We start from the raw sequence: 25,456 nt of genomic DNA, 5'->3' as shown, positions 1-25,456 counted from the left end.
CTATTCTACAGGAACTTGCCACTAGGGCGGAGGGGTGTAGATTGGGTGTGGGTTACATGAGCTCCGCCACTAGAGCGGAGGGAGATGGGCCTATTCAACTTGTCACTCCGTCGATAGGGCGAAGGAAGTGTTAGATTGGATGCAGTCAACTTGTAGCTCCAACACTAGGGCGAAAGGGTGTGCGAATGTATCAGTCAGTTGTGCAAGGTTATCCATGCGAATGGGTGTACGCTACCTGTCACTCAGCCGTTGGGGCAGAGGACGAATAGGCGTAAGCAGGTGTACATGGTGGTGTTGAGCCTGCAAAGACAACATCTACACCAAAGGCTGCATACCCATCTCAACCCAACTCTCCCTTGTTGGACCATAAATATCGGGAACGCGCAATCCCGCTTGGCGCATCAAGACGATCATTTCACCGCGGTGATGAATTTCATGGGAGATGAGGACGCGCAGTGTAAGCCCGTTAGGCCACTGATCGCCATACATATCGCTTGTTTCGAACAACTTCGCATCTGTCCATTGCGACTGAATCGCTTCGATGGCTGCGGCAGCAGAGGTGCGGTAGGTGTCAGCGATGATTTGGGCAGAAGCGGGAGCAAGCTCTTCCCCTTCAGGTGCAGCGAAGGTCAGTCCCGTGCGGGATAGCATCTCGTGGACCGTTGTGGCGATGTGCCAAGCAATTTGTCCAAGTGAACGGAGTTCAGGTGTAATTTTCTGAGCAAGGGAAGCATCCGTTAGGGCGTCCATGACGCGCTGGGTGCCTTGCGCTTCTCGGGCATATTCGGTTGCGAAATCTTCAATCATTTTGATCATGGGGGTTGTCCTCCTCAAAGTTTTTCKCCAGAAAAACTGGCAGCATGGGTTTTGGTCTTTTTTGCCAGTAAACTGGCATCTTTTTAGCATGGTCTTGGTCTTTTTCGCCAGAAAAACTGGCATCTTTAGCATGTGTTTGGTCTTTTCCCCAGAGGACTTCGGTCTTGTCTCCAAAGAACCTGGCATCTAGCATGCATTCCTGTATGGATACGTTGTCAGAAGGGGCAGAGTTTCATATAGATGCTTGCTCTTGGTTGATACGCACACCTCATATCCCTAGTATAGACAAACAATGCTGACAACAGCGTGTCAGTGATTCGAATAGAGGGCGACTATTTTTTCGGCCTTTTCTTTGACGATGGCTGCGATATGCGCGGGTTCTAGAATACGCAGGTTTGGACCATAGCCAAGCAGCATGCCATGCAGCCAAGGTTCATCGGGCTGCGTCGCTCTAATCATGAGTGTTCCATCGGACTGAATGGTCACATCCTCAGGTCGGAAATAGTCTTCGATCTGTGCCCTAACATTCGGTTGCGCGTGCAGCACGAGCGTAATGAGGGTGGAAGGGTCTCTTTGGCCTCGACGATAATCAAGCTTCTCCAACGTTTCTTGTTTGCGTTCGAATGTTTGGGAAAGCACGTCGATGCCATTCATGCGGGATAAGCGAAAAACCCGGAAATCCTCACGCAGCAAGCAGTAGCCGTACAGATACCAACCGAAGCCTTTGACCACGATGCCCATAGGTTCTACGGTTCGCACGGACGGTTCGCTTTGCGATGAAAGATAGGAAAAGGTGACGAGTCTTGTCTCCTTAATTGCGGTGCGAAGAGCTGTCAGCTGCTCTGTATTTTGATGCCCACTGCTCCATGGATTCATATCAAGAATAAGCTGGTTGCCCAGTCTGGCTGCATCGGGTTGCTCGGATTTGGCGACGAGTGCGCCGACTTTATCCAGCAGATTGCTGATTTCTTGGTCGGGGACGGAAGCGCGAATTCCTTTGAGGCCCGTGATGATCGATTGCAGCTCTTCCAAGGACAGAAACTGTCGATCTAGCCGATATTGGTCCATGATTTCATAACCACCGCTGAGTCCCGCATAGGAAACAACCGGAATGCCAGCTTGGTTAATAGCCTCCACATCCCGATAAATGGTGCGCAAAGACACCTCAAACCGCTCGGAAAGCTCTTTGGCACTAATACGGCGACGATTGAGCAGCAGCATGGTGATGGCGAGTAAACGATCTATTTTCAAAAGGAACACCTCATAAATTCTGGTCGTATTCTTCATTCCTTATTCAATTATACAGAGGAAAATCCCTTGTTGCCCACTTTGCCGGAAGCTGCTAGGAAATCTCCGTTTCAAAGAAGGTAAACCCGAAAACCTAGGGAATAAGTGTAGCATAAATAGTTGAGAGGTGGCGGTTGTTGATGACACTTATTACGGACGAATGGATGACAAATGCAGATATTGTCACACTTCAACTTGCGATGGAACGGCGAGAAATCAACTCTGTAGATTTGGTTGTTTACTATACGGAGCGAATTAATACCTATAACTGCAAAATTAATGCGGTGCTGGAGCTGAATCCAGATGCAATAGAGATCGCGGAAATGTTAGATCGAGAACGTGTATCAAGTGGCAGTCGGGGGCCTCTTCATGGCATTCCGATTTTGCTCAAAGACAATATTCAGACGGCTGACCGGATGCACACAAGTGCTGGGTCGATTTGTTTGGCGGAGCATGTGGCGACAGAAGATGCATATATCGCTGCCAAGTTGCGTGACGCTGGTGCGGTGTTGTTAGGCAAGGTGAATATGACAGAGTGGGCGAATTTCATGGCGGTGGCGATGCCATCGGGCTATAGCTCAAGAGGCGGACAGGTGGCCAATCCGTATGGGCCTGGCATTTTCGAAGTTGGAGGATCCAGTTCGGGATCTGGTGCGGCGGTTGCGGCGCATTTTGCAGTGGGAGCGATCGGTACGGAAACGTCTGGATCTATCGTCAATCCAGCGGGGCATAACAGTCTTGTCGGCTTGAAGCCAACGGTTGGCCTGTTAAGTCGCTCGGGCATTATTCCGCTTGCCAGTAGCCAGGATACACCGGGGCCAATGACGAGAACTGTGAGGGATGCGGCTGTGCTGCTTGGCATTATGACAGGTGTTGACGCTTCGGATGCACATAGTATAGCTAGCGACGGTCAGGGCCACCGGGATTATACCCCCTATCTCGATCACCGAGGGCTTCATCAAGCCAGAATAGGGATTCCACGTTGGTATTATCAGCAGTTGGATGAGGAAGAACGGCAGCTTGCCGAGCGAGCTATTCAAGTTTTGCGCGACGAAGGTGCGATTGTCATTGATGATGTGGTGCTTCCTTGCCAAGATGCTGTCTGGAACTACGACGTACTGCTCTACGAATTCAAAAGAGATCTCAACGCCTACCTGGCCAAGCTAGATCCGTCCAAGACACCTGTTCATTCCTTAGAAGAGGTTATTGCGTTCAATGAAAGGCATGCCGATCAGGCGCTGGTCTATGGGCAGGATACGCTGATTTGGTCAGAGGATGCGAACGGAACGCTTACCGAAGAGACATATTTGACGAGTCTACATAGATATCAGGAGCTCACACGAGCACAAGGGATCGATCATGCCCTTCACACGTATCAACTAGATGCGTTGTTTTTTCCCAAAGATGAAGGCGAGGATATTGCCGCCAGGGCAGGCTATCCACTGCTGATTGTACCCGCTGGTTACACAAGCAAAGGGCCAATGGGTGTCCTGTTTGCAGCAGGAGCCTATAGTGAGTCGACGCTGATTAAGCTTGCGTATGCGTTCGAACAGGCGACGCTTTATCGCAAACCGCCTATTTTGTAGTTAGAATCTGCATACCTTATTGGAAAATTTGGAATAATAAACCGAAATTAATTCCATGATGGGAAGTGCGAACAATGTCTCGGTTTAGAAAAGGTTTTATAATCCCACTGCGTGCAGCAACGATGGGTATGCTCTTGAGCTGCGCTTTAAGCTTTGGTGGAACGGCAGAGGCCTTCACGCAAGAGGTGCCTCCACCCCCCTCACAACTAGCGCCTCCACAGAGTGGGCAAGGTCAGCTTATCCAGACGCGTGAGATTGATGTCACCGGCGATGGCAAATTAGATATGGTCTCCCTTGTCGGTCTGAAATCAGACCTGAACAGCCCCTATTATGACAAGCTGTTTATCTCCGTCACTGGACAAGGCCAGGCGCAGGTCGTGATTCCGCTGGAAGGCGGATATAATCCGAAGATGGATTATTGTGATTTTATCCATGACAAGCTACCTCAGATTTATGTGACCTCCGATACCGGCGGCAGTGGCGGGTTTACCTCGAATTACATCTATTCGCTCAAAAATAACGTACCCACTGCGATCCCGATGCCGGAACCGCTGCATGTCAAAGCAACCTTTAAGAATAATTATAAGGTGAAAATGAAAATCGAGGAGACCGGCAAATCCTTCACCCTCGATATTGCGGATCGCAAGGAGGCATATGAGCAATTTGGCATTTACAACCAAGGGAAAATGGTGAAGCCAATCATTGTTAATGTGGATGCATACAGCCTGTTGAAGCCTGTCGATGTGGACCGAGATGGTTTCTGTGAGTTGAAAGGCGTTCAACGCATCACAGGTATCGCGAATGCGGACACACTAGGCTATGTCACTTCGGTGTGGAAATGGCACAAAGGGCAATGGAAGCTGAAGGAAGCGGCTGTTAAGCAAACCTTGACGACCAGCATGGTGCGTGTACCGAGTCTTGAAGACGAGGACTAGATGCGACAAAGACCGCTCTTACACGGAAATATTTCCATGTAGGGGCGGTCTTTCATTCATGTGGGCTTATGCCCAGTTCCCATTGCGGAATATTGGCTCACGCGTGCCGTCTGCCAATATTCCGTCAATCGCCATATCCTTGGAACCAATCATGAAATCCACGTGGATTAAGCTTTTGTTATAGCCATTTGCCTCAAGCTCCTCGGCACTCATCGTCGTTCCACCCTCAATCGTGAACGGGTAGGAATTGCCGAGCGCGACGTGACAGGAAGCATTCTCATCGAAAAGTGTGTTGTAGTAGATGAGGCCTGATTGTGAGATAGGCGAGTCATAGGGCACGAGTGCCACTTCACCCAAATAACGAGCGCCTCCATCCATATTCAGCATGTTGTTCAACACTTCTTGCCCCACTTCTGCGGTTGCCTCGACGACGCGGCCATCCTTGAAGGTTAGGGAGAAGCCATCAATCAATGAGCCTTGGTAGCTCAGCGGCAGCGTGCTGCGCACTGTACCGTTCGTGCCGTTACGGGCTGGCATCGTAAACACTTCCTCCGTAGGGATGTTCGGTACGAAGAAAATGCCGCTCTCGGTCTCACTGCCTGCAGCCACCCATTGATGCTTAGGTGCTAGTTCTATGTATAAGTCGGTTCCTGGTGATTGGAAATGAAGCTGCTTATACTTCTGGTTGTTCAGCATATTCTGTTTCGCGGTCAATGTAGCAATATGCTCTTTCCATGCCGCAACAGGATCTGCTTTGTCTACACGTGTCAGCTTGAAAATTTGCTCCCACAGCTGTGTAATCCGCTCGGATTCGCTCAAATTCGGGAATACCTTCGCTGACCATTCGGCCGTTGGATAAGAGACCATCAACCAGTTGACCTTGTTGTTGCGCATATAGGAAAGGAAGCCTGCGCGTGCAGTTGCTGCTGCTTTACCGGACATCGCGACACGTTCAGGAGCGACTTCCTTGAACAAGTCCGAGTTAGGCGCATAAATGGACAGGAATGCAGCGCCCTCCTTCGCCATTTCCTCCATGCCAGTTGCCCGCCACATAGGGTAAGTCTTCAGGGTATCTTCGGAAGCGTTCTTGAGGCGGAGCGCCTTCACTTCATCGTCATCCCAATCCACTACAACGTCCTTAGCGCCTGCTTCATAGGCGTTCTTTGCCAGCTTACGAACGAAATCCGCACAAGCAATCGGTGTCGTGATGACAACGGTTTGATCCTTTTGTACATTTAATCCGACGCGTATCGCAAGCTCTGCATATTGATCTAAGTAATGCTCGAATGATTCCATCTCTTTGTCTCCTTTATATTTGAGTACCATTAATGTATGATAGAAAATAAAACTTTAACCCGTGGGAGAAAGGCTGGGCACATATGGAAACGAAAAACGCTGAAGCTAACGTAAGCGCAATATCAAATTTCATTAAGAACATTGTAAACGAAGATTTGAAATCAGGCAAAGTCAGTCAGGTCGTGACCCGATTTCCCCCGGAGCCGAACGGTTACCTTCATATAGGACATGCAAAGGCGATATGTACGAACTTTGAAATTGCGGATGATTTCAATGGACTAACGAACCTTCGATTTGATGATACGAATCCGGTCAAGGAAGATGTCGAATATGTGGAGTCCATTAAAGAAGACGTAGCATGGCTAGGCTTTAAATGGGACGGGCTTTTCTTTGCTTCTGACTATTTTGAAGAAATGTATAGCCGAGCATTAGTTTTGATTCGCAAAGGGCTGGCTTATGTAGACGACCAATCTGCGGATGAAATCCGTGAAACGCGTGGAACACTGACGCAAGGAGGAACAAACAGTCCGTATCGTGAACGCACGATAGAGGAGAATTTGTCCCTATTTGAGCGTATGCGTGCTGGTGAGTTCAAAGACGGCGAGCGTGTGCTGCGTGCCAAAATTGATATGTCTGCGCCGAATATTAATCTGAGAGACCCGGTCATCTACCGTATTCTTCACGCACATCACCATAACACAGGAGATGCGTGGTGCATCTATCCGATGTACACGTACGCGCACCCACTGGAAGATGCGATTGAAGGTGTCACGCACTCGCTTTGTTCAAGTGAGTTCGAGGATCAACGTCCGTTCTACGACTGGGTAATTCGTGAGTGTGAGATGCCGAATGTGCCGAGACAATATGAATTCGCCCGTATCTCCTTAATGAATACTGTTACGAGCAAAAGAAAGCTGAAACAACTCGTCGACGAGAAAGCTGTTGACGGTTGGGACGATCCACGAATGCCAACTATATCAGGTCTGCGCCGTAGAGGCCTGACGCCAGAGTCGATTCGCAATTTTGTTCGTGAGCTTGGCGTATCCAAAGGCGGCGGTGGCAGTGTTGTTGACACTCGCATGCTGGATCACTTCATCCGCGAGGATTTGAAGCTGAAGGCGATGCGCACGATGGGCGTGCTGAATCCGCTCAAAGTCGTCATCACCAACTATCCCGAGGATGGCGTGGAAATGCTGGAAGCAGAGAATAACTCCGAGAACCCGGAAATGGGCAATCGCATGATTCCCTTCTCCCGCGAGATCTACATCGAGCAAGATGACTTCATGGAAAATCCACCGGCCAAATATTTCCGGTTATTTCCCGGCAACGAAGTGCGTTTGAAAAACGCCTACTTCATCAAATGCAACGACTTCATCAAGGATGCCGATGGCAACGTGGTTGAGCTGCATTGCACCTATGATGTTGAGACCAAGAGCGGCAGCGGCTTCACCGGCCGTAAAGTCAAAGGCACGATCCACTGGGTGGACGCGAAAAGCGCTGTACCAGCGGAATTCCGCCTGTACGAGCCACTGATCTTGGATGACGAGGAAGACGAAGAAGAGAAATCCTTCATGGATAAAGTGAACCCGAATTCCTTGCAAATCGTGCAAGGTTTCGTCGAAGACAACATGAAGAGCGTGAGCCCACAGGATAAATTCCAGTTCTTCCGCCACGGCTACTTCAACGTGGATCCGAAGTACACAACACCTGATCATCCCGTGTTCAACTTGATCGTTTCGTTGAAAAGCTCGTTCGTGGTGTAACGAACGGATAAATAGTTAGAACAGCCCCCCAAGCGGATGCTTGGGGGTTTTTGGTTTAAGCTCGGCAAAAAGKGGAGCTATGCTATGGGCCCTAGATAACCAGCAAAAGTGCAAAAGTGCAACTTTTATGGGGCTTTTTGTGCGAAAAAGGTAGGAAAAATGCAAATAGGCAGTTATTTGGAGGAGAATCTCCGAAATCGCTGCGATTATGGAGAAAAGGTTGTATTTTCGCAAGTATTTACTACTAGCTAGGAGATTGGCGGGAAAAAGGGTGCCTATTAGCAGTTTTCAGGTTGGCTGAAGAACTAGGACAAGAGATTAAGATATTTGAGGATCTTCGGGAAAGACATTTTTCTGGAGAAGATGATCCAATTCCTGAAGATAAGTTCATGTCTGAGATGAAACGGATGTTTGATGATTTTGATTATGCCTATCCAGGTGGAGAGTCTAACAGAGCCTGCCAGCAAAGAGCGGTGGTCGTATTGAGAAATATCCTAGAAGAAAATAAAGGGAAGAAGATAGCCATTGGCACTCATGGTAACGTTATGACATTGATGATGAATCATTTTGATGCCACATATGGATTCGATTTCTTGAATCAAACCGTGAAACCTGATATTTATAAAATGCAATTTAATGACCTCGTACTAGAGGAAGTGACAAGACTCTGGGAACACCGTGAATAAAATGAACGACATATAACGATAAAACAGAGCAATCGCAGCCGAAGGAAGCTGAAGGATTGTTCTATTTGTATGTGCTAAAAAAGAAATTTTTTCATCACAATTATCCAGTAAAATAAAAGGATAATGGTTTCAATTAGGGAGCGTGACCACACGTGACATTAGTATTAGTCGTAKACGATGATCTGAATATATGTAAAATCACGAAGTTATACCTGGAGAAGAATGGCTTYGAGGTAGCAACGGCGAACGATGGCGAGCAGGCACTCGCACGGTTCAAGGAGCTGCAGCCCGACTTCATCGTACTGGATATTATGCTGCCGAAGCGCGACGGGTGGTCGGTCTGTCAGATGGTCCGTGCACAAAGCGATGTGCCGATTCTGATGCTAACGGCGCGAGGCCACGTGGATGAGCGCGTGGAGGGCTTGCGGATGGGAGCCGACGACTATCTAGTGAAACCTTTTGACCCGAATGAACTGGTCGCACGGGTAACGACAATCCTTCGTCGGACGGGGCTCCGCACCCAAGTTGCGCCTGCGTCAAACGTGTATGAGGTAGGCAGCTTACGTATTGATAGCCTAGGTCATGAGGTAACCGTTGATGGGCAGGTTGTGGCACTGCCGAAGAAAGAGTACGAGCTGCTGCTGTTTTTCGTACGGAATCCGAACCAAGTGTTCACGCGCGAGGATCTGATCGCTAAAATCTGGGGGTGGGATTTCGAAGGTGAGGACCGGGTGGTCGATTTATATATCAAACGATTAAGACAGAAGCTCACAGCAGGGAAAGAGGATTGGAGTATTCGCACGGTGTGGGGTGTGGGTTATAAGTTTGAGGGACCTGGCGTATGTTGAGTTCCTTTTATCGCAAGCTATTATTTATATATATAGCCATTACGGTGGTGTCGATTCTAGCGATTTCGGGCGCAATTGGTTACACAATGAAGCAGAAGACGTATGACCGCAGTGAGAAGCTTTTACTGGAAAAAGTAGAGCAAGTGGAGGAGCTAGCGAAGGATTTGTTCGATAATTCGACGGCTCAGAAGGATTTCCGCAAGCAAATTAATGCCATGGAGAAAACCTCCAATGTCCGCGTTTCGGTCATTCGTCATCCTCGAGCGACCTTGGATAAAATCCAAGCTGTAGGCGAAGTTCCTGCCCGGCTGGGCTGGGTGGAGAAGGTACTCTCCGGTAACCCGGTGACGGTGAAGAGTACATTCGCACAGAATAGCAATGTCAAAATGCTGATCGTCGGACGTCCAGTCCTACAGGACAGCCGAGTGGTTGGGGCGATTTTTCTGTATACGCCTATCGTGAACATTCAAGGTACGATTAATGAAATTAATCGTGCGATTTATGTATCGGCCCTCGTAGTTGCGCTGCTGGCTATTGCACTTCTTTACTTTGTGTCGCGGCACTTTGTGAAGCCGCTGCAGCAAATGAGCAAGACGGCGGAGGCACTGGCGCTTGGGGATTTTAGCGGCAGGGTGCCTGTACGCGGAAAAGATGAAATCGCCTCGTTGTCGGGTTCACTCAACCGAATGGCCGGCAAGCTGCAGAAGGTCGAAGAAGGCCGCAAGCGGTTTCTCTCCGAAATTTCTCACGAGCTCAGAACCCCGCTGACGACAATTCGTGCCTCTCTGCAGGGCATCACCGATGGCGTGGTAGAGCCAGAAGATGCGAAGGAATTCATCGATATCTCCCTCCAGGAGACACTGCGGTTAAGCCATTTGGTAGATGATCTGTTGGAGCTTTCCTCGTTTGAGGAGAAGCAGGAAAAGTTAACGATGCAAGCCGTTGATCTGCCGGAGTTAATTGGACTCGTCGTGACACAGCTGAAGATGAAGGCGAAAGGCAAGGGAATTGAGCTCAGTGCAGAAAGTGAGGCCCCCTATACCGTCAAGGCTGACGCGGATCGACTTAGGCAGGTATTCATCAACTTGCTGGACAATGCGATCAATCACATTCCAGAAGGCTCGCAAGCTGGGATCCGCGTGAAAGCAGTCAGGCAGGAGCGTTGGATCGAGGTATGGGATGATGGGCAGGGCATCTCGCCGGAGAAGCTGCCGTATCTTTTTGATCGGTTTTACAAAGCAGACGAAAGCCGCAATCGCGCTGGAGCAGGGCTGGGTTTAACGATTTGTAAACACATTATCGAAGCACATGGCGGTTCGATTCGTGCCGAGTCGCAGCTGGGGGCTGGGACAGTTTTCAAAATCTTTTTGCCAATCACCTAAGAGGATGTTCAAAAAGTCCACTTTTAATCACGAAGTAGTCCATGAAGCGTATTCGACATCGAATATTGAATTCAGCCGGAACTTCCGGTGCTCACGTAGTTTACACTACGCTCCGCTCCTCATTTCCTAGCTTCTTTCAATCTTCTCGGTGCTGAAAACCGGACTTTTTGAACTCGTACTTTAATATGTCTACGCATGACAAACTTATGACATAACTATGGGATAAGATAGGGTTCGTAAGGTACACAGCTAATAAACGAATCGAGGAGTGATTCCACATGTTGAAGAAGAAGTTAGCAGGAATAGTGTTGGTAGGTGCGATCGTATGTTCCGTACCAGTGGCAGCTTTCGCTGAAAATGTACAAGGAGATGCGACAGCGTCTGCGACAAGCAAGTTTCATCCGATCAAGCAACTTTTACTAGAGAAAGCGCAAGCTTTTGGCATATCAACGGATGGAAAAACGAACAAGGAGATCAAGACAGAGCTGAAGGCGGCTGGTACGGCGAAACATACCGAGCATCTGAATGCGGCGGCAGCTAAATTGGGTATCTCCACAGATGGCAAGACAGCGGAGCAGCTTAAAACGGAGATCCAAGCCGCTGTAACGGTGAAACTTCAGGCGAAAGCAACGAAGCTTGGCGTGAGCACGGACGGGCTGACGAACAAGGAGCTCAAAGCAGCCTTGAAAGCGGCCAAAGAAGCTAAAAAAGCTGCGAAACAAGCGAAGAAGTCAGAGGCTGTGAACAAGAAGGCAGCCAAATTAGGCATCTCCACGGATGGTAAAACAACCGAGCAAGTGTACGCGGAGATTGAAAGTGCCCTGAAAGCGAAATGGGCGAAAAAAGCAGCAAAATAAACGTGGCAAACAAAGCGGCCCTGAGCTCATAACTCAAGGCCGCTTTATATTAAGAAAGGTCAAATGCCATCAAATCTCTCGCCATCGTGATTGGGCCATCATAGATATCCCTCATGCCTTCTGTATAGGCAGATTCCGCCTCCTCAGTGGCAGCAGGTGCAGGAATGTGGTGGGTAAGAACTAGATGCGCTACGCCTGCTTCTCGGGCAATCTCGGCCACTTCCAGCGTCGTAGAATGATACTTTGCCGGATTGGATAGACCAATGGTCTGTTCAGGAAATTTGGCAATAAGCGCATCCAGCCACGCTTTATTATAAGATTCGTGTACAAGTAAATCCGCACCGCGACTATGTTTAATCATATTGTCAACCGGAATGGTATCCCCCGAAATAACAACCGATTTGCCGTTGTATTCGAATTTGTAGGCAATTGCAGGATCAACAGGTTTATGATCAACTTCGAAAGCGGTGATTTTAACGCCACCCTGATCGTAAACAACACCATCGTTGCTTTCAAAATAACGAATGTCGGCCCCTTCACCCGCGGAGAAGTTATAGTTCACTCGAAGATTTACGTCGAAGTCGAAAGACGCTCTCATTTTACCGATAATCTCCTTCGTCGTGGTCGGTCCGTAGACATTCATTGGACCTTTCCGCCCCTCAAAAACCCGATCCGCGATCACATGTGTCCGCCAGCTCGTGATGAAGACATCGAAAAACCCGGAATTATGATCACTATGATGATGCGTAAAAAAGACATCCGAAATCCGTTGCGGCATAACTCCTGCCTTAATTAGCTGGTCAACGGTCGCACCTCCGCAATCGAATAGAAAGGCTTTATCGCCTGCGAGAATCACGACGCCTGCCTTCGCCCTGCCATAAAAGGCCCTCGGTGTACCTGTGCCAAGAATGATGACTTTGATATGCTCATGATACTCTGGCAATAGATTTTCTTGGGGTTGTATATACAAATGAATGGCCTCCTCGGTCATATCAGCTTATTTTTCTTTCCTCGCTTCATTCAAAAGCGATAAATCCAAGAATTTGCTGAAATCCAGCTCATCCGCTTTAACTTTTAAATACCCTGCATCAAAAGAGGCTTTAGCTTGCTCATTGATATCCTCTAACGTGATATTTTCGGTTAATTTCAAATGGTCGAGAGCTGCTTTGATAAGGTCTGGCTCCATCCCTTTACCCGTTAATTGCTTCAATTCATCGCTAATCAGCTCATAGGCTTTGTTCGGATTTTGCTGAATGAAATCGATGGCTTGTTTGTTGGCTTTCACGGCTTTTTTGGCCAAATCACGGTGATCTTTCAGAAACGTATCGCTGGCTACGAGAATTGTTAATGGATAATTGCCGTCTTTGGGCGGGATCTTGTTCCAATCGACTAAAATCGTACCGGAACCCTCTTGGATGATCTGTGTACCCCAAGGTTCTGCAATTAAGGTCGCGTCCACTTCTTTCTGGCGCATCGCAACTAATGTATCTGCCGGGGCACGCGTAACGATTTGTACGCCTGACGTATCAGTCGATACTTTCAATCCTTCCTGTTTGAGCAGCAAGCGAAGGGACAGATCTGGCGTGCCTCCTTTGGCAGCGACGGCTACTGTTTTACCGACAAGATCCTTCACGGAATTGATGCCTGCGTCCTTGCGTGCAACCAATACCGCGCCGCCGTTATTCGTGCCAGCAATAACTCGGATATTTTTGCTTTTCAAATATTGATTGATGACTGGGCCCGGCCCCACATAGCCAATATCAATTTGGTCCGTAGCAATGGCTGTTGCGAAATCTGCTCCATTGTCAAAGGCTGTGACGTCAATCTTGGCATTTTTACCAAAAGCGTCCTGGAAATAGTTGTTTTGCAGGGCAACAAATCCCGGAGCATGGGTGACATTTTTCAAAATACCAATTTTCACAGTCGTACTGACAGCGCTTGAAGCGGTTTCCTTACTCTGGCCGCAGGCCGACAAAACCAAGGATACGACTAAGACCAAACTCATGATCCAACCTATTTTTTTCACACTAATTCCCCCTTATTTGGTTCTAGCAAACGCCATTTATTTCTTAAGCTGAAAACGAAGCACGATCCGATCCTCTAGTTGTTTAAAACAGAAATGATCCGAAATGGTACCGATCACAGCGATGATGATGACGACGCAGAGGATCGTTGCCGTGTCGCCAAGTCCGCGTCCGTCCTGCAGCATTTGCCCAAGTCCCACACCTTTGGCAATCAGTTCGCCAGCTACAAGCGCCMGCCAAGCGAAGGCCCAAGCGACTCGAATCCCAGTTATCCAATGGGGAAATGCCGCCGGCAGCTGCACTTGAAAGAACAAGCGGTATCCGCTGCCTGTTCCCAGCATTTGCGCAGCTCGCAGATGAATCGGCGAAATATTCATGATCCCTGTGCGGCTGGCCATCGACATCGTCCATGTGGCGCCAATGGTCGTAATGAAAATGACCGCCGTGTCATTCAAGCCAAACCAGATAATCGCGAAGGGCAGCCATGCTATACTCGGGACGGTCTGGAGGGCAACAACGACAAAGCCGAAGGTCTCGTCAAAATAGCGATAGCGAGCAAATAAATAACCTAGTAGCGTCCCGATCCCAATGGAAATGGCAAATGAGATGATTAAACGACGGAGACTAGCCCCAATGGCACTTAAGAGGTGCCCGTGAACAAACCCATCATAGAAGGCCTGGAAGGTTTGCAGCGGTGAAGGAAACTTCCATCCCCACTGGAAAATTCTAAATCCCAACTCCCATATGATCAGCAGCAGAACTAGAAATAGTGTTCTTCTTAAGGCTGTATGCATGGCCAAGCTCCTCTCTGACTACCTTCTCGAGCTCATCAGTAAGAGCTTCCATAATTCTACTCTCCAAAGCATGAATGAGCGGATCGCTGCTTTGATGAGGTCTTGCAGCCTGCACGGTGAATTCTTTCTTAACCCGGCCAGGCTGCGTCCCCATCACGACAACACGATCGGATAACATGATGGCTTCACGAATGTTATGCGTAATGAACAAGATGGTTTTACCGGTTTTCAGCCAAATCTCTTCCAAATCCTTCAGTAAAATGAAGCGCGTTTGCTCATCCAATGCCGCAAAGGGTTCATCCATTAAGAGGATCTCAGGATCCATAACGAGCGCTCTGGCAATCGCTACCCTTTGTTTCATCCCGCCAGACAACTCATGTGGATACCGATCGATGRACTTGCTCAAGTGCACGGCTTTAATTTGTTCAGAAGCAAGTGCATAGCGATCTTTCTTGGATAGCCCTTTTTGTTTCAAACCGAAGGCCACATTATCAAGCACGGTAAGCCAAGGGAACAAGCCGTGTTCTTGGAAAACAACAATTCGATCGGCCCCTGGCGCAGTAACCTTTTGCCCATTGACGGTAATCGTGCCACTAGTCACTTGTTCGAATCCGGCGATTAGGTTGAGAAGTGTGGACTTCCCGCAGCCTGAGGGTCCCACCACAGAGACGAATTCTCCCTTCCCAATGGTGAGAGAAACTTGATCTAAAGCCGTATAGGAATGGCCTTTTTGCTGCGAAAAGGATTTATTCACATTCGTTATCGTTATCATGTGGTCAACCTCCAGGCGGATGCTCATCTATATATCTGTGAAGAAACGGTTCGGATGATAAACGACGATCTTCTTTTTGGCATAATCGATAAGTCCTTTATCGCGCCAATTGTTCAATGTTTCCGTGACGGTTTGTCTGCTGCAGCCAATGACATAGGAAATTTCTTCATGACTGAGCGGCACCTGAACTTCAAGCTTCTCCTCTGTCGGCTTGCCCAGCTGCAGGAGGAACCAAGCGAGCCTCCACGCGACGGGGCGGGAGATTAAGGTTTCGACCATTCGCTGTGTTTGCAGGAGTCTGCGAGCACCTAGCACGGCAACGGAGTAGGAAAACTCCGCATTCTCCTTGGCCAACTCGAGAAATTTCCGGCTGTCTAGTGTAACGATGTGGCTGTCCACTAGGCACTTGGCGTAGCGCTTTCGAGCGATGTTCGTCAACACTTCCGCATTGCCGAAAACCTCTCCCTCGTAGCGAAGAAATAAGGTAATCCCTTGCCCCTCCTCGGAAGATTGGGAAATCTTAATTAATCCTGAAGCCACATAATAGGCACCGCTGGGCAAGTCATTTTCCTGAAAAACAAACTCGTTTTTTCGGTAAGTATGACTAATACCATGTTTGCGAAAAGCCTCAATCATGACTTCCTTTGTAGGGTCTTTGTCCTGAAGGTCAGCAAGCTCATGTAATTGGTCCATAATAGGATCATACTCCCATTCGTATTTCTTAAAAGCGTGCACTTCATTTAATGCCGAGTATTCCAATCTGTTATATGTATATTATCACATGATATCACGTTAGAATGTCGGATTCCCGACAAAATGAAAAATATCGTGAGTTCAAAGAGCTAGAAACTTTAGGATTCATTCATCTAGCGTCATTTTTCTTGATATACTAAATGAAAGTCTGGAAATTGTTGAGCGGCTATGGTGACTTCTATCCACATACGGTTGCAGGCAAATGCCTAGGGATCGTCGTCTATATCTTCGGTATTGGGCTTATTTCCATCACGATTAGCAAAGTCGTGGATGCCTTATTTGTGTATCAGCGGATGAAGGAGGAAGGGAAATTGAAATTTGCAGGGGAGAATCATTTTGTCATCATTGATTGGAGTCAGCATGCAGAGAATGCGATTAACGAGACTCTAAACTCAGATCCTCTCATGGAGATTGTCCTTATAGATACACTGGAAAAATCGCCAATTTTGTTGCAAAAGGGTGCAACACTGATCTCAGATGGCGAGCCTCTGAATATCAATAAAAGGCTTCATGAAGAGATTCCGCCGGGAGCTAAGCTGTTCGTGATTTGTGATAAGGAAACGTACGGACGGTTGACGCGGAAATAGAAGAAGAGCCAGGAGGGAGTTGGTCCTCTTGGCTCTTTGTCGATAGGTCAGGTGTGAAATAACAGGAAAATATACAGGTAATTATATGAAAATCATTGATTTTGTAGGATTAACTGTAAAATATACATTTAATTTCAAGTATTTGCTGCAAAAACGACAGGAACTTAAAAATTAGCTTCATGTTTTCCAGTTAATCTTCAGAATCCAGCTAGAATCGGATAAATAACTGGAGTTTTTCCAGTTAATGAGAATGTGTGGCCGGATAGCCATCTGTAAACTATGTAAAACAGGCCTAATAGGCTCGGGAGGCAGTCCTCAGGTTTCCTCATCGTGGTTGTGAAGGGCATACCCCCATATCGCAGTATAAGCCCTCTCACTTCACCTTCAAGACCGCAACCAACCGGCTCAACGTCGTCCCTTGAACGAGCAATGAGAAGACCACATTGCTGAACGTCATCGCGAGCAGCAGGTCGCGACCCTCGAACGCAGGCGACACGCCTAGCAGGAGTGCAATGGACAGCGAGCCCTTCAGCCCGCCCCAAGCGATGATGGGCTTCCAAGCCGAAGGCATATCGCGATCCATGGCAAGACTTACATACACGGCGATGAATCTGGCGAGGAGGACGATGACGATACTGCCGCCGATCTCTTGCCATTTGTCCGTGAAGTTGATGTTCGATATTTCCAAGCCCACCATAAGGAAAATAAGGGCATTGCCAATGAAGGCGATGACTTCCCAGAAGGAGTCCATTTTCTCCAGCGTGGTATCGGACATGCCGATGTTCTTCCCATAAGTCMCGAGCAATAGTCCAGCGAAGACGACCGAAATTACGCCAGATAGATGAAACATCTCAGCGATCTCGAATACGCCATAGAACAAGACGATGGAAAGACCAATTTCGACGAGATAGTTATCGATCCGCGAGGTGATTCGGGAAGCTAGGAAGCCGCCAATGATTCCGATTGCCATGCCGCCGATGACCACTTTAGCAAACTCTAATGTGCCGTCAAGGAGACTGGACATGCTGAGCATCGTGGTGACTAGCGCAATTTTGAACAGGACGACAGCGACACCGTCGTTGGCCAAGCTTTCACCCTCGACGATGGTAGATAACTTCGAGTTCAGTCCTAGCGACTTGAAGATACTTAGCACGGAAACGGGATCGGTAGCCGCCATCAAGGCGCCGAATACGAGTGCTTTTTGCAGGGAGAGACCTAAGAAAACAGAACAGAGCACCGCTACAAGAACAAAGGTGATCAACGTGCCGAGTAAGGAGAGCAGCAGGATAGGCCGCTTGTTTTCCTTCACCTCATGGAAGTGCAGCTTGATTGCGGCATCCCCAATGAGGGCGGATAAGAAGATCAGGATAACCGTAGTTTGAAACACATGGTCGGAAGCAATGTAATCTTTCAACTCATCCATAGCGGGAATGGGGAGAAGTCCAAGGAGTAAACCAGCTATGACGAGCAGTGTAGGGTAGGGCTGCTTCGTTTTATCAGCCAAATAGGCAATGGCTACCGCAATGGCAAGCAGGACTAGCCAGTAGTGAATCATCTCAGTTCCTCTCCTTTTCACCCAAGTGTTCCAATTGTGTAAACAATGTTACCAACTTCGCTACAGCCAAGTGACACTAGTCAAAATGCGATGCTTCATAAGAGATAGAATAAAGGCCTCATAGTAATCCTTGCGGACAATGAATTGATACTTATGATCGTGGAAAGCGTAGAACAAGACATCGGTCATAACGTGATTATGGTCAAAATCGTGCTGAACGTCTTTCACCCGCTGATCCATAGTGGCATCCCCGAGAACATGAATACGAAATTCAATATCTTGGTTGTTGGCTGTTTCACTGAGTTCGATAGCTTTTTCGTCAAACGTGTACGTTAACATGGCACTTACCTCCTCTTTCTCACATCAAATACCTGAAATAAATATAGAAGCTGGACAGAACGATCGAGATGATCATCAGCGGGAAGCCATATTTCAAATATTTCATAAAGGTGATCGGATAGCCTTCTTTTCCGGCTAGGCCAGCTACGATCAAGTTTGCGCTCGCCCCGATTAACGTACCATTGCCGCCCAAACAAGCGCCCAAAGCCAGACTCCACCACAGAGGCTCTAGATTGCTCACGCCCATATTACCCATTTCCTGAATCAATGGAATCATGGTGGCAACGAACGGGATGTTGTCGAGAAAAGCCGATGCAATCGCGCTCAGCCACAGAATCAGCATTGAGGTTGCGAATTCATTACCGCCCGTTAATTCAATCGCGTGCGCAGCTAACTGCGTAATCACGCCTGTTTCTACGAGTCCGGACACGAGCACGAAAAGACCAACAAAGAAGAAGATCGTAGGCCACTCGATACTGGCAAAAGCAGGCTCCAGCATGTGCTCGCCAGTCAGGAGAAGCAGCAGAAACGCGCCGCTCAGTGCTACCGTAGCCGATTCTAGATGTAGGCTTTGATGCAGGAAGAAGCCTAGAATGGTAAGGGCCAGAACGATGAGGCATTTCCATAGGAGCTTCCGATCCGTCAGCATGGCCTTCTCATCCATCGCCATAATGCTTTGTTGCAGCTCGGGCGTAGACTTGATTTGTTTGCCGAACAGTAGAAGGAACAAAGGAATATATGCCAGCAGGATAATGATGACGATCGGTGTTAAATTGGAGATAAACGCCATGAACGTGAGCTCACTCACCGCGCTTCCGATCATAATATTAGGCGGATCACCGATCAACGTTGCAGTTCCTCCGACGTTGGAAGCAATGATTTGTGTAAAAAGAAACGGGAACGGATTTACCCGAAGCTGCCTCGTGATACTCAGGGTGACAGGGACCATCAGAAGGACCGTAGTCACATTGTCTAGAAAGGCCGAGCATACCGCTGTGATGATCACAAGCGCGATCAATATCCTTCGCGGCTGTCCCTTGGCGAGCTTCGCTGCCTTCACCGCGACATATTTGAAAAGCCCCGTCTCCGCCGTAATGCCAACGATTATCATCATCCCGATGAGTAGGCCCAGCGTGTTGAAGTCGATGTGATGCAGAGCTGTCTCTTGGCTGACGATGCCAAAAACAACCATCAGCACGGCGCCGATCATCGCGATAATGGTGCGGTGGATTTTCTCGGAAATGATAATCGCATAAATAAGTAAGAAGATGCCGATCGCCCAGTAAGCTTGTAATTCCACTAAATCTGCCTCCATTTAACTTTATTTCAGGATTTCCAGTATTGTCCTGAATTATGTACGAGGGAGGACCACAGTTCCCTGAAAAAGATAAAAAGAGCCCGCTTTTGGCAGGCTCCTCCGGGTCAATCCTATATAGCGTAACTATACCTGCTCCGTTGGGAGTTGTAAAGATAAAGTGATGTCATCATGGGGTTGTTGCAGCAGATAACGTTATGCCATCATTCTATTTCCCTTGAAAATGTGCTAATAACCCCAATAACGTTATGGCATAATGCTATTTGCTGAATTGCCTCGTGTTAAAGGCTCGATCACGTATGTCGAACTCGCTTCAGGCGTAGCTGCCTGCTCGCCGCGCACGGTCCACCCATAGGAGAGGACGGCAGTCAGGCGTTGATGCTGCTCCGCGGTAAGAGTTGCCACGACCGCTTCGTGACCGGGTTCGAGCTGCAACTCAGGCTCCTGACCGAAAACGACGAGAATCCAGCTGGCGATGCCGCGCAGCGTATTATATTTGATCTGGTAGCCTTGACGAACGGCTTGCTCGAACGCGGCGAGATCGTCACTCGCGAGCTCGGTTAAGCGCGTATAGTCGAATTGGAACTTGCTTTCATCTACCGGAAGCTGGCCAGCTTGGACCCGCCTAAGAAGCTCATCTGCGGAAGATTCTTGGGACTTGAGTGATTCTAGGATGAGTGCATCCCATTGCGACAGTTTAACTGGGTTGGCTTCGGGAGTTGGCATTTGGATTCGCTCCTGTCTGTACGATGTGGTTTGTATGAAAGAGACTGCCCAACCGTCGTATCGACGATGAGGCAGTCTTCTTAGCATGTTTAGCAGTTGAATTACTTACCGGATTTGCTTGCGTTATACTTGCTCAAGAAATCCTTCACTTTAGCAGAATCTGCTTTGATTTCTAATCCCGTTTTGACAAGCGGGCTTAATGTCGAGATTGCTTTGAACTTATTGTTCTTGTAGTAAGCAAGGAATTCGTCTTGATTGATAGAGTAAAGTACAGCTTTTCTCAAGTCAGCGCTCTTAGCAACTTCACGGTTCTTGGTGTTGAACAGCAAGTAGGAGACAGCGTTGCTTGGGATCGTTTGGAGTGAAAGCTTAGTATCCGCTTTGACAACGTCGAACTTCACTTCGGACACGCCGTAGTACAAGTGAATTTCACCGCTTCTAAGCGCTGACAGGGTGGCTTCAGCATCTTTGATGAAACGAATTTTGATGGAGTCAACTTTCGGCTCGTACTTTGTCCCCTTCATATAACCAGGGTTTTTGTAGAAAACGGCTTCGTAATCATTTTTGTAAGACAAAATGTAAGGACCGCTTGTAGCCAACGTGTTGTTGTATTTAGCACCCTCAGTAATCGTCGCTTGGTCGCCGTACGCGATGTCTTTATTTACGTCATATTTGGCTACATCGTACGTGTTGATGCTTTCAACTTGCTTCTTGGAGACGATACCCGCCGATTGATGTGCTAGATAGTTCAAAACTTGCGGGAACGGTTCCGTCGTTGTCAGCTTAACAACTTGATATTTGCCTTCTTTATTGCTTGCTTTTGTTTTATCCGCGACTAGGGATGAAATTTTGGTGCCAAGGCCTTTTTCGAGACTCGACTTGATTGTGTCGGAGCCACCGGATACTTTAACGGTTTCAAGTACGGCAGGGTCGGTCACGAGTTCTACATTTTTAATGTGCTCATGCAAAGTGAAAGTACGGTGATTCGGTACAGAGTTTTTGTCTTTGGCACGATTTAGCGAGAAAATAACATCTTCAGCACCAACGCGTTCGCCAGAGTCAGCGGCTAGCTTGTTCTTAATTTGTGCAAAGTCGATATCGTCACGAAGTAAGAAGTAGTAGTCTGAATTCCCGTTGGCGATGGCAAAGTTGTGCGAAAGTGAGCCTTCAGCCGTTAGCTTGTCGTCATCTGTCAAGTTGAGTAGACGTACGTACATGTTCGTGTTGATAATATTGATCGAACCGTCATTGCCTTTGATCGGATCGAGGGATGTCAAAGATGGAAGCGTGGATTGCAGAATGATCGGGTCTTTCGCACGTTTGGCCGTATCCTTGAAGTCTAGCTCTTCCCATGGAAGGGAGCGTGATTTCGAGAGACGTACAGACTCTTTCTTCAGCACATCTTGATTGAACGCTTGTGCTTTAAGTGAGTTGTAAAGCGGTGCGATGTAAGCCTTGTCTAGCACTAATTGTTGTTCGAATTTCTTGTAAGTTTCTGTGTACTGCTCTGGTGTCTGTGCTGCTGCTTGATCAATCAGCTTGTCGATCTCAGGATCGGACATAATGCTGTAGTCGCCACCTGTTTTGAAAAGGGAACGTACCGCATAATCCGGGTTACCTGTAACCGTAGTCCAGCTGGACAAGGCAGCATCGAAATTGCCTGCATCTTGTTGCGCTTTGAACGTACCGTAATCCGGCTGGATGTTCAACTTCACGTTAAAACCGTTCTTCGTAAGTTGGTCACGAACGATGTTAAGGTCTGTTTCGTTGGAGCTCATACCCAATAGTTCGATGTCTACAGGGGTAGTGTTGGCAGCAGCTGATGCTCCTGGTGATGGTGACGCAGCATCCTTCGTTGTGAAATTGCATCCGCTCAGCATCAAAGAGGCACCGAGGATGACGGGGATGACGACCTTGCTTTTCTTAATCATAGATTGACCCTCCTAGTAAAAGTAAGTGTATGAACGCACATTCATTCCATATTCCTTCAAGTGTATGTGTAACGATGAGGTCCATGGAGTAAGAATGAATATTCCAAGATGACTTGCTTGTTTTAGTCAAGCTTTGGATCTAGCGCGTCGCGTAGTCCGTCTCCAAGGAAGTTGAAGGACAGCACGAGTGCGATGATAGCCAAGCCAGGATAAATTGCCGTGTAGGCATGAGTTTCGAGATAGGAACTTCCGACCTTTAGAATATTACCCCACTCGGGGATATGCGGTTCGACGCCGAGTCCGAGGTAGCTCAAGCTGCTTGTTGAGATGATGGCTCCACCGACAGTCAACGTAGATTTAACGATCATTGGCGCAATGGAGTTCGGGATAATATGTCTGAGCAAAATGATAAAATCGCCAGCGCCGAAAGCGCGCGCCGCTTGCACATATTCAAGCGTAGAGACGAGCAGCACGTTGGCTCTCATGGTCCGAGCATACGTAGGAATGGCCCCTACGCTCAGTGCGATGATGAGATTGACCGTGCTGGCGCCGAATGCCGCGATGATCGCGATGGCAAGCAGGATGCCTGGAATGGCGTACAAGATATCAAGCGCTCGCATGATGAGATTGTCCGTACTGCGTCCGTAGTAGCCGGATATCGCTCCCAGTGAGCCTCCAATAATGACAGGGATTAATGTAGAGAGGATACCAACAAAGAGCGAGATGCGTGCACCGAATACGATCCGAGAGAACAGACATCGACCGAAGTTGTCCGTACCAAGCGGATAGGCAAGGCTTGGCGATTGCAGAATAGCTCCGTAATTATTATCGATCGCCATCCCGTAGTCGAACGTCAAGTAGCTGCACAACGAGATTGAAATAAGAAAACCGATGAACCACAGACCCAGCATGGAAGTAGAACTGCGGGACAGCCGATCAACAACCTCATTTAATTTCGTGCCGGACGAACCATCTCTGTTCTTAAGTTTGGACATCAACAGGATGCCAAGCGCCAAGGCGAACACATTGCCCGTTAGAGCAGTTACAAGCAGCAGTACCGCGACTACCCACATCCACTTGGGCATAAGCTGGTCATCTGCATATCGGGAGATCAGAAGAAGAGCAAGTAATTGAATGGCTCCCGCGATTAAAATGAGGCCCATACCCGGTACGAATAAGTTGGATACATACGGCTTGAAGACGTTTAGAGCTGAGACAGCGAAAACGAACAAGGTCGTCAATAATGCGTAGAACGAGAGAATATATGCTGCATTCTTCTTGCGTTTGATGAGCTGAAAGGCAGCTGTAACGATGAAAATATTCGCAGTCAGCAAGCTGAGCAAAAGCAAGTAGCCTAACCATCGAGTGGCGCGGCGGATCTTACCATGCTGAAGCAGATCTCTGCGGATCAAAGCCATTGTTCCTAGTTGAAGAAGTGCAAAGACCAAATACGAGACAAAGGCAGCGAACACGGCTGAATGCACAGCGAGGTGAGCTCCTTCGAAGCTGTTGATCAACAATACCAGCGCCAAGCTTAAGGAGGCGATCCCCGCAAAGCTGGCTTGTCCGTATTCGGAGCAGGTACGTAATCTGAAATGAGTGTCCTGTTTAGTAAGTATCGGTTTGGTCACGTTGTCACCTGCTAGTATTGTTTCATTTTGGAACGGATTCTTGGATCAAAAAAGGCATATAAAATGTCAATGACGACATTGACGATAGAGATTGTGATGGCTGTATAGACGACGCCACCCATAATTGCGGGAATATCGGGAATGAACTGTTTGTCCACGATATAGCTTCCAATCCCGTTGATATTGAAAACCTTCTCTGTCACAGCCGCTCCGCCGAGCATGGCACCGAACTGAAGTCCGATGACCGTAATGATCGGGATTAGCGCATTACCCACGGCGTGCTTCCAAAGCACCTGGCCGCGAGATAACCCTTTGGCCCGGGCAGTCGTAATATAATCCTCGTGGATGACCTCTAGTGTAGAAGAACGCGTCATCCGGGCGACGGCCGCTGTAAGTCCTGTTCCTAATACGACAATCGGCATGATCATCGTCAAGGCATTATTCGGATTATACGTAGCCGGGAGCCAGTGCAGCTTGATTGAGAAATTCAAGATAAGGACGAGCCCTTGCCAGAAGTTAGGGATCGACAATCCAATCAGTGCAATCAACATGAACGTATAGTCGAAGAAAGAATTCGGCCGAGTGGCAGATACCAACCCGATCGGCAGCGCGATCAGTACAGCTACAATCGTGGAGATGACGGTTAGTGTCAGCGTCACGGGAAACTTCGCGGCGATGGAGGTAGTGACGTCTTCACTTCCCGCAAACGACTTGCCTAGATCGAATGTCAGAATACCTCGGAACGTATGCCACAGCTGAACCAGATAAGGCTGATCAAGCCCGTAAAGCTGATTAAACTTGGCAATCTGCTCGGCTGTAGCCGTTTCCCCGATAATGTTGGCCGCAGGATTCATTGGCGACAGATAGAGAATGGTAAAGACCAGAAAGGCGACGCCAAAAATGACGAAAACGGTCATCACGAGCCGTTCAGCGATATATTTGAAATAGGCATTGTTATAAATCAACATAAGCATGTACATGAGAACACCGGGAATAATGGATATAGCGAGAAAAGCTGGGTGCCGGATCAACTGGGTGAATGTATCGGCATAGGTAGTCTGCGACTTGCCATTCCCATCTTGCTCAGCATCAAGGTGACGCAATAACGCCTCCCTGAACTTGATCGCCGTGATCTGATTAGCTTCACGATCCAGCTTATCTGGTGCCACGGTCTGACCGAAAAATCGGTGTTTGCGTTCAAGTTGTTCTTTCGCTTCCTTGAACAGCTGATCGCGATATCCGGAGGAAGTCCATTGTTGTTCTAACTTGTCCAACTTAGCCTTATGCATACTCGTCTTCTTGTTGGACAGGTAAACCACATAGACGATTAGATGCAAGGGAGTCCCCGCCAGCAGTAGTAGAAAACGATAAGTAGGATGCAATAGCATTTTGGAAAAAATGTTCCCGAGTCGGTCGACTAGAGGTGAATCCATATCTGAAGTGTGCCCGGTCAAGTTCGTATGCTCCTTTGTCGGTCGTTTATATTGCATTATTCCGATCGATATAGTAGATTTTAAGAGTGGCAGCTGAAAATGTCAATAATGGTCGGAAAATAGTTTATTTTATTCGAATT

Annotated in this window: 23 protein-coding genes; 8 read left to right on the top strand and 15 right to left on the bottom strand. The window is 48.1% G+C overall.

Features of this window, described 5'->3' with window-relative positions:
• Nucleotides 1-315 precede the first annotated feature (315 nt).
• Both AC1DLM_RS12900 and AC1DLM_RS12895 read right to left on the bottom strand, forming a co-directional pair.
• Nucleotides 316-816, bottom strand: coding sequence for a DinB family protein (locus AC1DLM_RS12900; RefSeq protein WP_477570161.1), 501 nt, complete (start codon nucleotides 814-816; stop codon nucleotides 316-318).
• A 309-nt stretch (nucleotides 817-1,125) separates the two neighbouring features.
• Nucleotides 1,126-2,067, bottom strand: coding sequence for a helix-turn-helix transcriptional regulator (locus AC1DLM_RS12895; RefSeq protein ID WP_477570160.1), 942 nt, complete (start codon nucleotides 2,065-2,067; stop codon nucleotides 1,126-1,128).
• Between the two features lie 176 nt (nucleotides 2,068-2,243).
• Between AC1DLM_RS12895 and AC1DLM_RS12890 the strand changes: the two genes are divergently transcribed.
• Both AC1DLM_RS12890 and AC1DLM_RS12885 read left to right on the top strand, forming a co-directional pair.
• Nucleotides 2,244-3,689 carry an amidase family protein gene (locus tag AC1DLM_RS12890; protein WP_477570159.1) on the top strand — a complete coding sequence of 482 codons (1,446 nt, stop codon included), beginning with the start codon at nucleotides 2,244-2,246 and terminating at the stop codon, nucleotides 3,687-3,689.
• Nucleotides 3,690-3,763: 74 nt separating this feature from the next.
• On the top strand, nucleotides 3,764-4,624 hold the full coding sequence (locus AC1DLM_RS12885) for a hypothetical protein (RefSeq protein WP_477570158.1): 861 nt from the start codon (nucleotides 3,764-3,766) through the stop codon (nucleotides 4,622-4,624).
• Between the two features lie 66 nt (nucleotides 4,625-4,690).
• Here the strand turns inward: AC1DLM_RS12885 and AC1DLM_RS12880 are convergent, their stop codons facing one another.
• Nucleotides 4,691-5,920, bottom strand: coding sequence for an aminopeptidase (locus AC1DLM_RS12880; protein WP_477570157.1), 1,230 nt, complete (start codon nucleotides 5,918-5,920; stop codon nucleotides 4,691-4,693).
• 83 nt (nucleotides 5,921-6,003) lie between these two features.
• Between AC1DLM_RS12880 and AC1DLM_RS12875 the strand changes: the two genes are divergently transcribed.
• The 5 genes from AC1DLM_RS12875 to AC1DLM_RS12855 all read left to right on the top strand — a co-directional run bounded on the left by AC1DLM_RS12875 (nucleotide 6,004) and on the right by AC1DLM_RS12855 (nucleotide 11,456).
• Nucleotides 6,004-7,683 (top strand): glutamine--tRNA ligase/YqeY domain fusion protein, encoded by a 1,680-nt coding sequence (locus AC1DLM_RS12875; RefSeq protein WP_477570156.1) that lies wholly within the window; start codon nucleotides 6,004-6,006, stop codon nucleotides 7,681-7,683.
• A gap of 293 nt (nucleotides 7,684-7,976) precedes the next feature.
• The gene (locus tag AC1DLM_RS12870) at nucleotides 7,977-8,369 is read left to right on the top strand and encodes a histidine phosphatase family protein (protein ID WP_441989729.1); all 393 of its coding nucleotides are present in this window, start codon (nucleotides 7,977-7,979) and stop codon (nucleotides 8,367-8,369) included.
• A gap of 152 nt (nucleotides 8,370-8,521) precedes the next feature.
• Nucleotides 8,522-9,217 carry a response regulator transcription factor gene (locus AC1DLM_RS12865; RefSeq protein ID WP_477570155.1) on the top strand — a complete coding sequence of 232 codons (696 nt, stop codon included), beginning with the start codon at nucleotides 8,522-8,524 and terminating at the stop codon, nucleotides 9,215-9,217.
• Nucleotides 9,211-10,599, top strand: a complete 1,389-nt coding sequence (locus AC1DLM_RS12860) for a sensor histidine kinase (protein WP_477570154.1) — start codon at nucleotides 9,211-9,213, stop codon at nucleotides 10,597-10,599. The genes AC1DLM_RS12865 and AC1DLM_RS12860 overlap by 7 nt, the downstream gene beginning before the upstream one ends.
• A gap of 278 nt (nucleotides 10,600-10,877) precedes the next feature.
• On the top strand, nucleotides 10,878-11,456 hold the full coding sequence (locus AC1DLM_RS12855) for a hypothetical protein (protein WP_477570153.1): 579 nt from the start codon (nucleotides 10,878-10,880) through the stop codon (nucleotides 11,454-11,456).
• A gap of 49 nt (nucleotides 11,457-11,505) precedes the next feature.
• Here the strand turns inward: AC1DLM_RS12855 and AC1DLM_RS12850 are convergent, their stop codons facing one another.
• The 5 genes from AC1DLM_RS12850 to AC1DLM_RS12830 are packed head-to-tail and all read right to left on the bottom strand — an operon-like array spanning nucleotide 11,506 to nucleotide 15,739.
• Complete coding sequence (locus AC1DLM_RS12850; protein WP_477570152.1) at nucleotides 11,506-12,426, bottom strand: MBL fold metallo-hydrolase; 921 nt, start codon at nucleotides 12,424-12,426, stop codon at nucleotides 11,506-11,508.
• 27 nt (nucleotides 12,427-12,453) lie between these two features.
• Nucleotides 12,454-13,482 (bottom strand): ABC transporter substrate-binding protein, encoded by a 1,029-nt coding sequence (locus tag AC1DLM_RS12845; protein WP_477570151.1) that lies wholly within the window; start codon nucleotides 13,480-13,482, stop codon nucleotides 12,454-12,456.
• Between the two features lie 36 nt (nucleotides 13,483-13,518).
• Nucleotides 13,519-14,274 carry an ABC transporter permease gene (locus tag AC1DLM_RS12840; protein ID WP_477570150.1) on the bottom strand — a complete coding sequence of 252 codons (756 nt, stop codon included), beginning with the start codon at nucleotides 14,272-14,274 and terminating at the stop codon, nucleotides 13,519-13,521.
• A complete protein-coding gene (locus AC1DLM_RS12835) occupies nucleotides 14,207-15,046 on the bottom strand; it encodes an ABC transporter ATP-binding protein (RefSeq protein WP_477570149.1) in 840 nt (279 codons plus the stop codon). Before AC1DLM_RS12835 ends, AC1DLM_RS12840 begins: the two co-directional genes overlap by 68 nt.
• A 27-nt stretch (nucleotides 15,047-15,073) precedes the next feature.
• Complete coding sequence (locus AC1DLM_RS12830; protein ID WP_477570148.1) at nucleotides 15,074-15,739, bottom strand: Crp/Fnr family transcriptional regulator; 666 nt, start codon at nucleotides 15,737-15,739, stop codon at nucleotides 15,074-15,076.
• A 200-nt stretch (nucleotides 15,740-15,939) separates the two neighbouring features.
• Between AC1DLM_RS12830 and AC1DLM_RS12825 the strand changes: the two genes are divergently transcribed.
• On the top strand, nucleotides 15,940-16,386 hold the full coding sequence (locus tag AC1DLM_RS12825; protein WP_477570147.1) for a potassium channel family protein: 447 nt from the start codon (nucleotides 15,940-15,942) through the stop codon (nucleotides 16,384-16,386).
• 373 nt (nucleotides 16,387-16,759) lie between these two features.
• Here AC1DLM_RS12825 and AC1DLM_RS12820 read toward each other — a convergent pair whose 3' ends face one another.
• The 7 genes from AC1DLM_RS12820 to AC1DLM_RS12790 form a co-directional block, all read right to left on the bottom strand.
• On the bottom strand, nucleotides 16,760-17,941 hold the full coding sequence (locus AC1DLM_RS12820; protein ID WP_477570146.1) for a cation:proton antiporter: 1,182 nt from the start codon (nucleotides 17,939-17,941) through the stop codon (nucleotides 16,760-16,762).
• A gap of 60 nt (nucleotides 17,942-18,001) precedes the next feature.
• Nucleotides 18,002-18,280, bottom strand: coding sequence for a hypothetical protein (locus AC1DLM_RS12815; protein ID WP_441989718.1), 279 nt, complete (start codon nucleotides 18,278-18,280; stop codon nucleotides 18,002-18,004).
• 19 nt (nucleotides 18,281-18,299) lie between these two features.
• Nucleotides 18,300-19,580, bottom strand: a complete 1,281-nt coding sequence (locus AC1DLM_RS12810) for an ArsB/NhaD family transporter (protein ID WP_477570145.1) — start codon at nucleotides 19,578-19,580, stop codon at nucleotides 18,300-18,302.
• A 261-nt stretch (nucleotides 19,581-19,841) separates the two neighbouring features.
• The gene (locus AC1DLM_RS12805; RefSeq protein ID WP_477570144.1) at nucleotides 19,842-20,321 is read right to left on the bottom strand and encodes a hypothetical protein; all 480 of its coding nucleotides are present in this window, start codon (nucleotides 20,319-20,321) and stop codon (nucleotides 19,842-19,844) included.
• 101 nt (nucleotides 20,322-20,422) lie between these two features.
• Nucleotides 20,423-22,252: an ABC transporter substrate-binding protein gene (locus AC1DLM_RS12800; RefSeq protein WP_477570143.1), complete on the bottom strand. Its 1,830-nt coding sequence runs from the start codon at nucleotides 22,250-22,252 to the stop codon at nucleotides 20,423-20,425.
• A 122-nt stretch (nucleotides 22,253-22,374) separates the two neighbouring features.
• Nucleotides 22,375-23,883 carry an ABC transporter permease gene (locus AC1DLM_RS12795; protein ID WP_477570142.1) on the bottom strand — a complete coding sequence of 503 codons (1,509 nt, stop codon included), beginning with the start codon at nucleotides 23,881-23,883 and terminating at the stop codon, nucleotides 22,375-22,377.
• Nucleotides 23,884-23,894: 11 nt separating this feature from the next.
• A complete protein-coding gene (locus AC1DLM_RS12790) occupies nucleotides 23,895-25,337 on the bottom strand; it encodes an ABC transporter permease (protein WP_477570141.1) in 1,443 nt (480 codons plus the stop codon).
• Between the last annotated feature and the right edge of the window lie 119 nt (nucleotides 25,338-25,456).

It is taken from the genome of Paenibacillus sp. 01T442 (assembly GCF_056398345.1).
The sequence above is the reverse complement of the archived record's forward strand: the minus strand, read 5'-3'. Positions and strand labels throughout refer to the sequence as shown.

Bases quoted from the DNA above. Each gene is read 5' to 3' on its own strand.
- AC1DLM_RS12880 (WP_477570157.1), bottom strand. From the start codon at position 5,920: ATGGAATCATTCGAGCATTACTTAGATCAATATGCAGAGCTTGCGATA.
- AC1DLM_RS12860 (WP_477570154.1), top strand. From the start codon at position 9,211: ATGTTGAGTTCCTTTTATCGCAAGCTATTATTTATATATATAGCCATT.
- AC1DLM_RS12800 (WP_477570143.1), bottom strand. From the start codon at position 22,252: ATGATTAAGAAAAGCAAGGTCGTCATCCCCGTCATCCTCGGTGCCTCT.
- AC1DLM_RS12900 (WP_477570161.1), bottom strand. From the start codon at position 816: ATGATCAAAATGATTGAAGATTTCGCAACCGAATATGCCCGAGAAGCG.
- AC1DLM_RS12890 (WP_477570159.1), top strand. From the start codon at position 2,244: ATGACACTTATTACGGACGAATGGATGACAAATGCAGATATTGTCACA.
- AC1DLM_RS12830 (WP_477570148.1), bottom strand. From the start codon at position 15,739: ATGGACCAATTACATGAGCTTGCTGACCTTCAGGACAAAGACCCTACA.
- AC1DLM_RS12885 (WP_477570158.1), top strand. From the start codon at position 3,764: ATGTCTCGGTTTAGAAAAGGTTTTATAATCCCACTGCGTGCAGCAACG.
- AC1DLM_RS12805 (WP_477570144.1), bottom strand. From the start codon at position 20,321: ATGCCAACTCCCGAAGCCAACCCAGTTAAACTGTCGCAATGGGATGCA.
- AC1DLM_RS12875 (WP_477570156.1), top strand. From the start codon at position 6,004: ATGGAAACGAAAAACGCTGAAGCTAACGTAAGCGCAATATCAAATTTC.
- AC1DLM_RS12815 (WP_441989718.1), bottom strand. From the start codon at position 18,280: ATGTTAACGTACACGTTTGACGAAAAAGCTATCGAACTCAGTGAAACA.
- AC1DLM_RS12825 (WP_477570147.1), top strand. From the start codon at position 15,940: ATGAAAGTCTGGAAATTGTTGAGCGGCTATGGTGACTTCTATCCACAT.
- AC1DLM_RS12855 (WP_477570153.1), top strand. From the start codon at position 10,878: ATGTTGAAGAAGAAGTTAGCAGGAATAGTGTTGGTAGGTGCGATCGTA.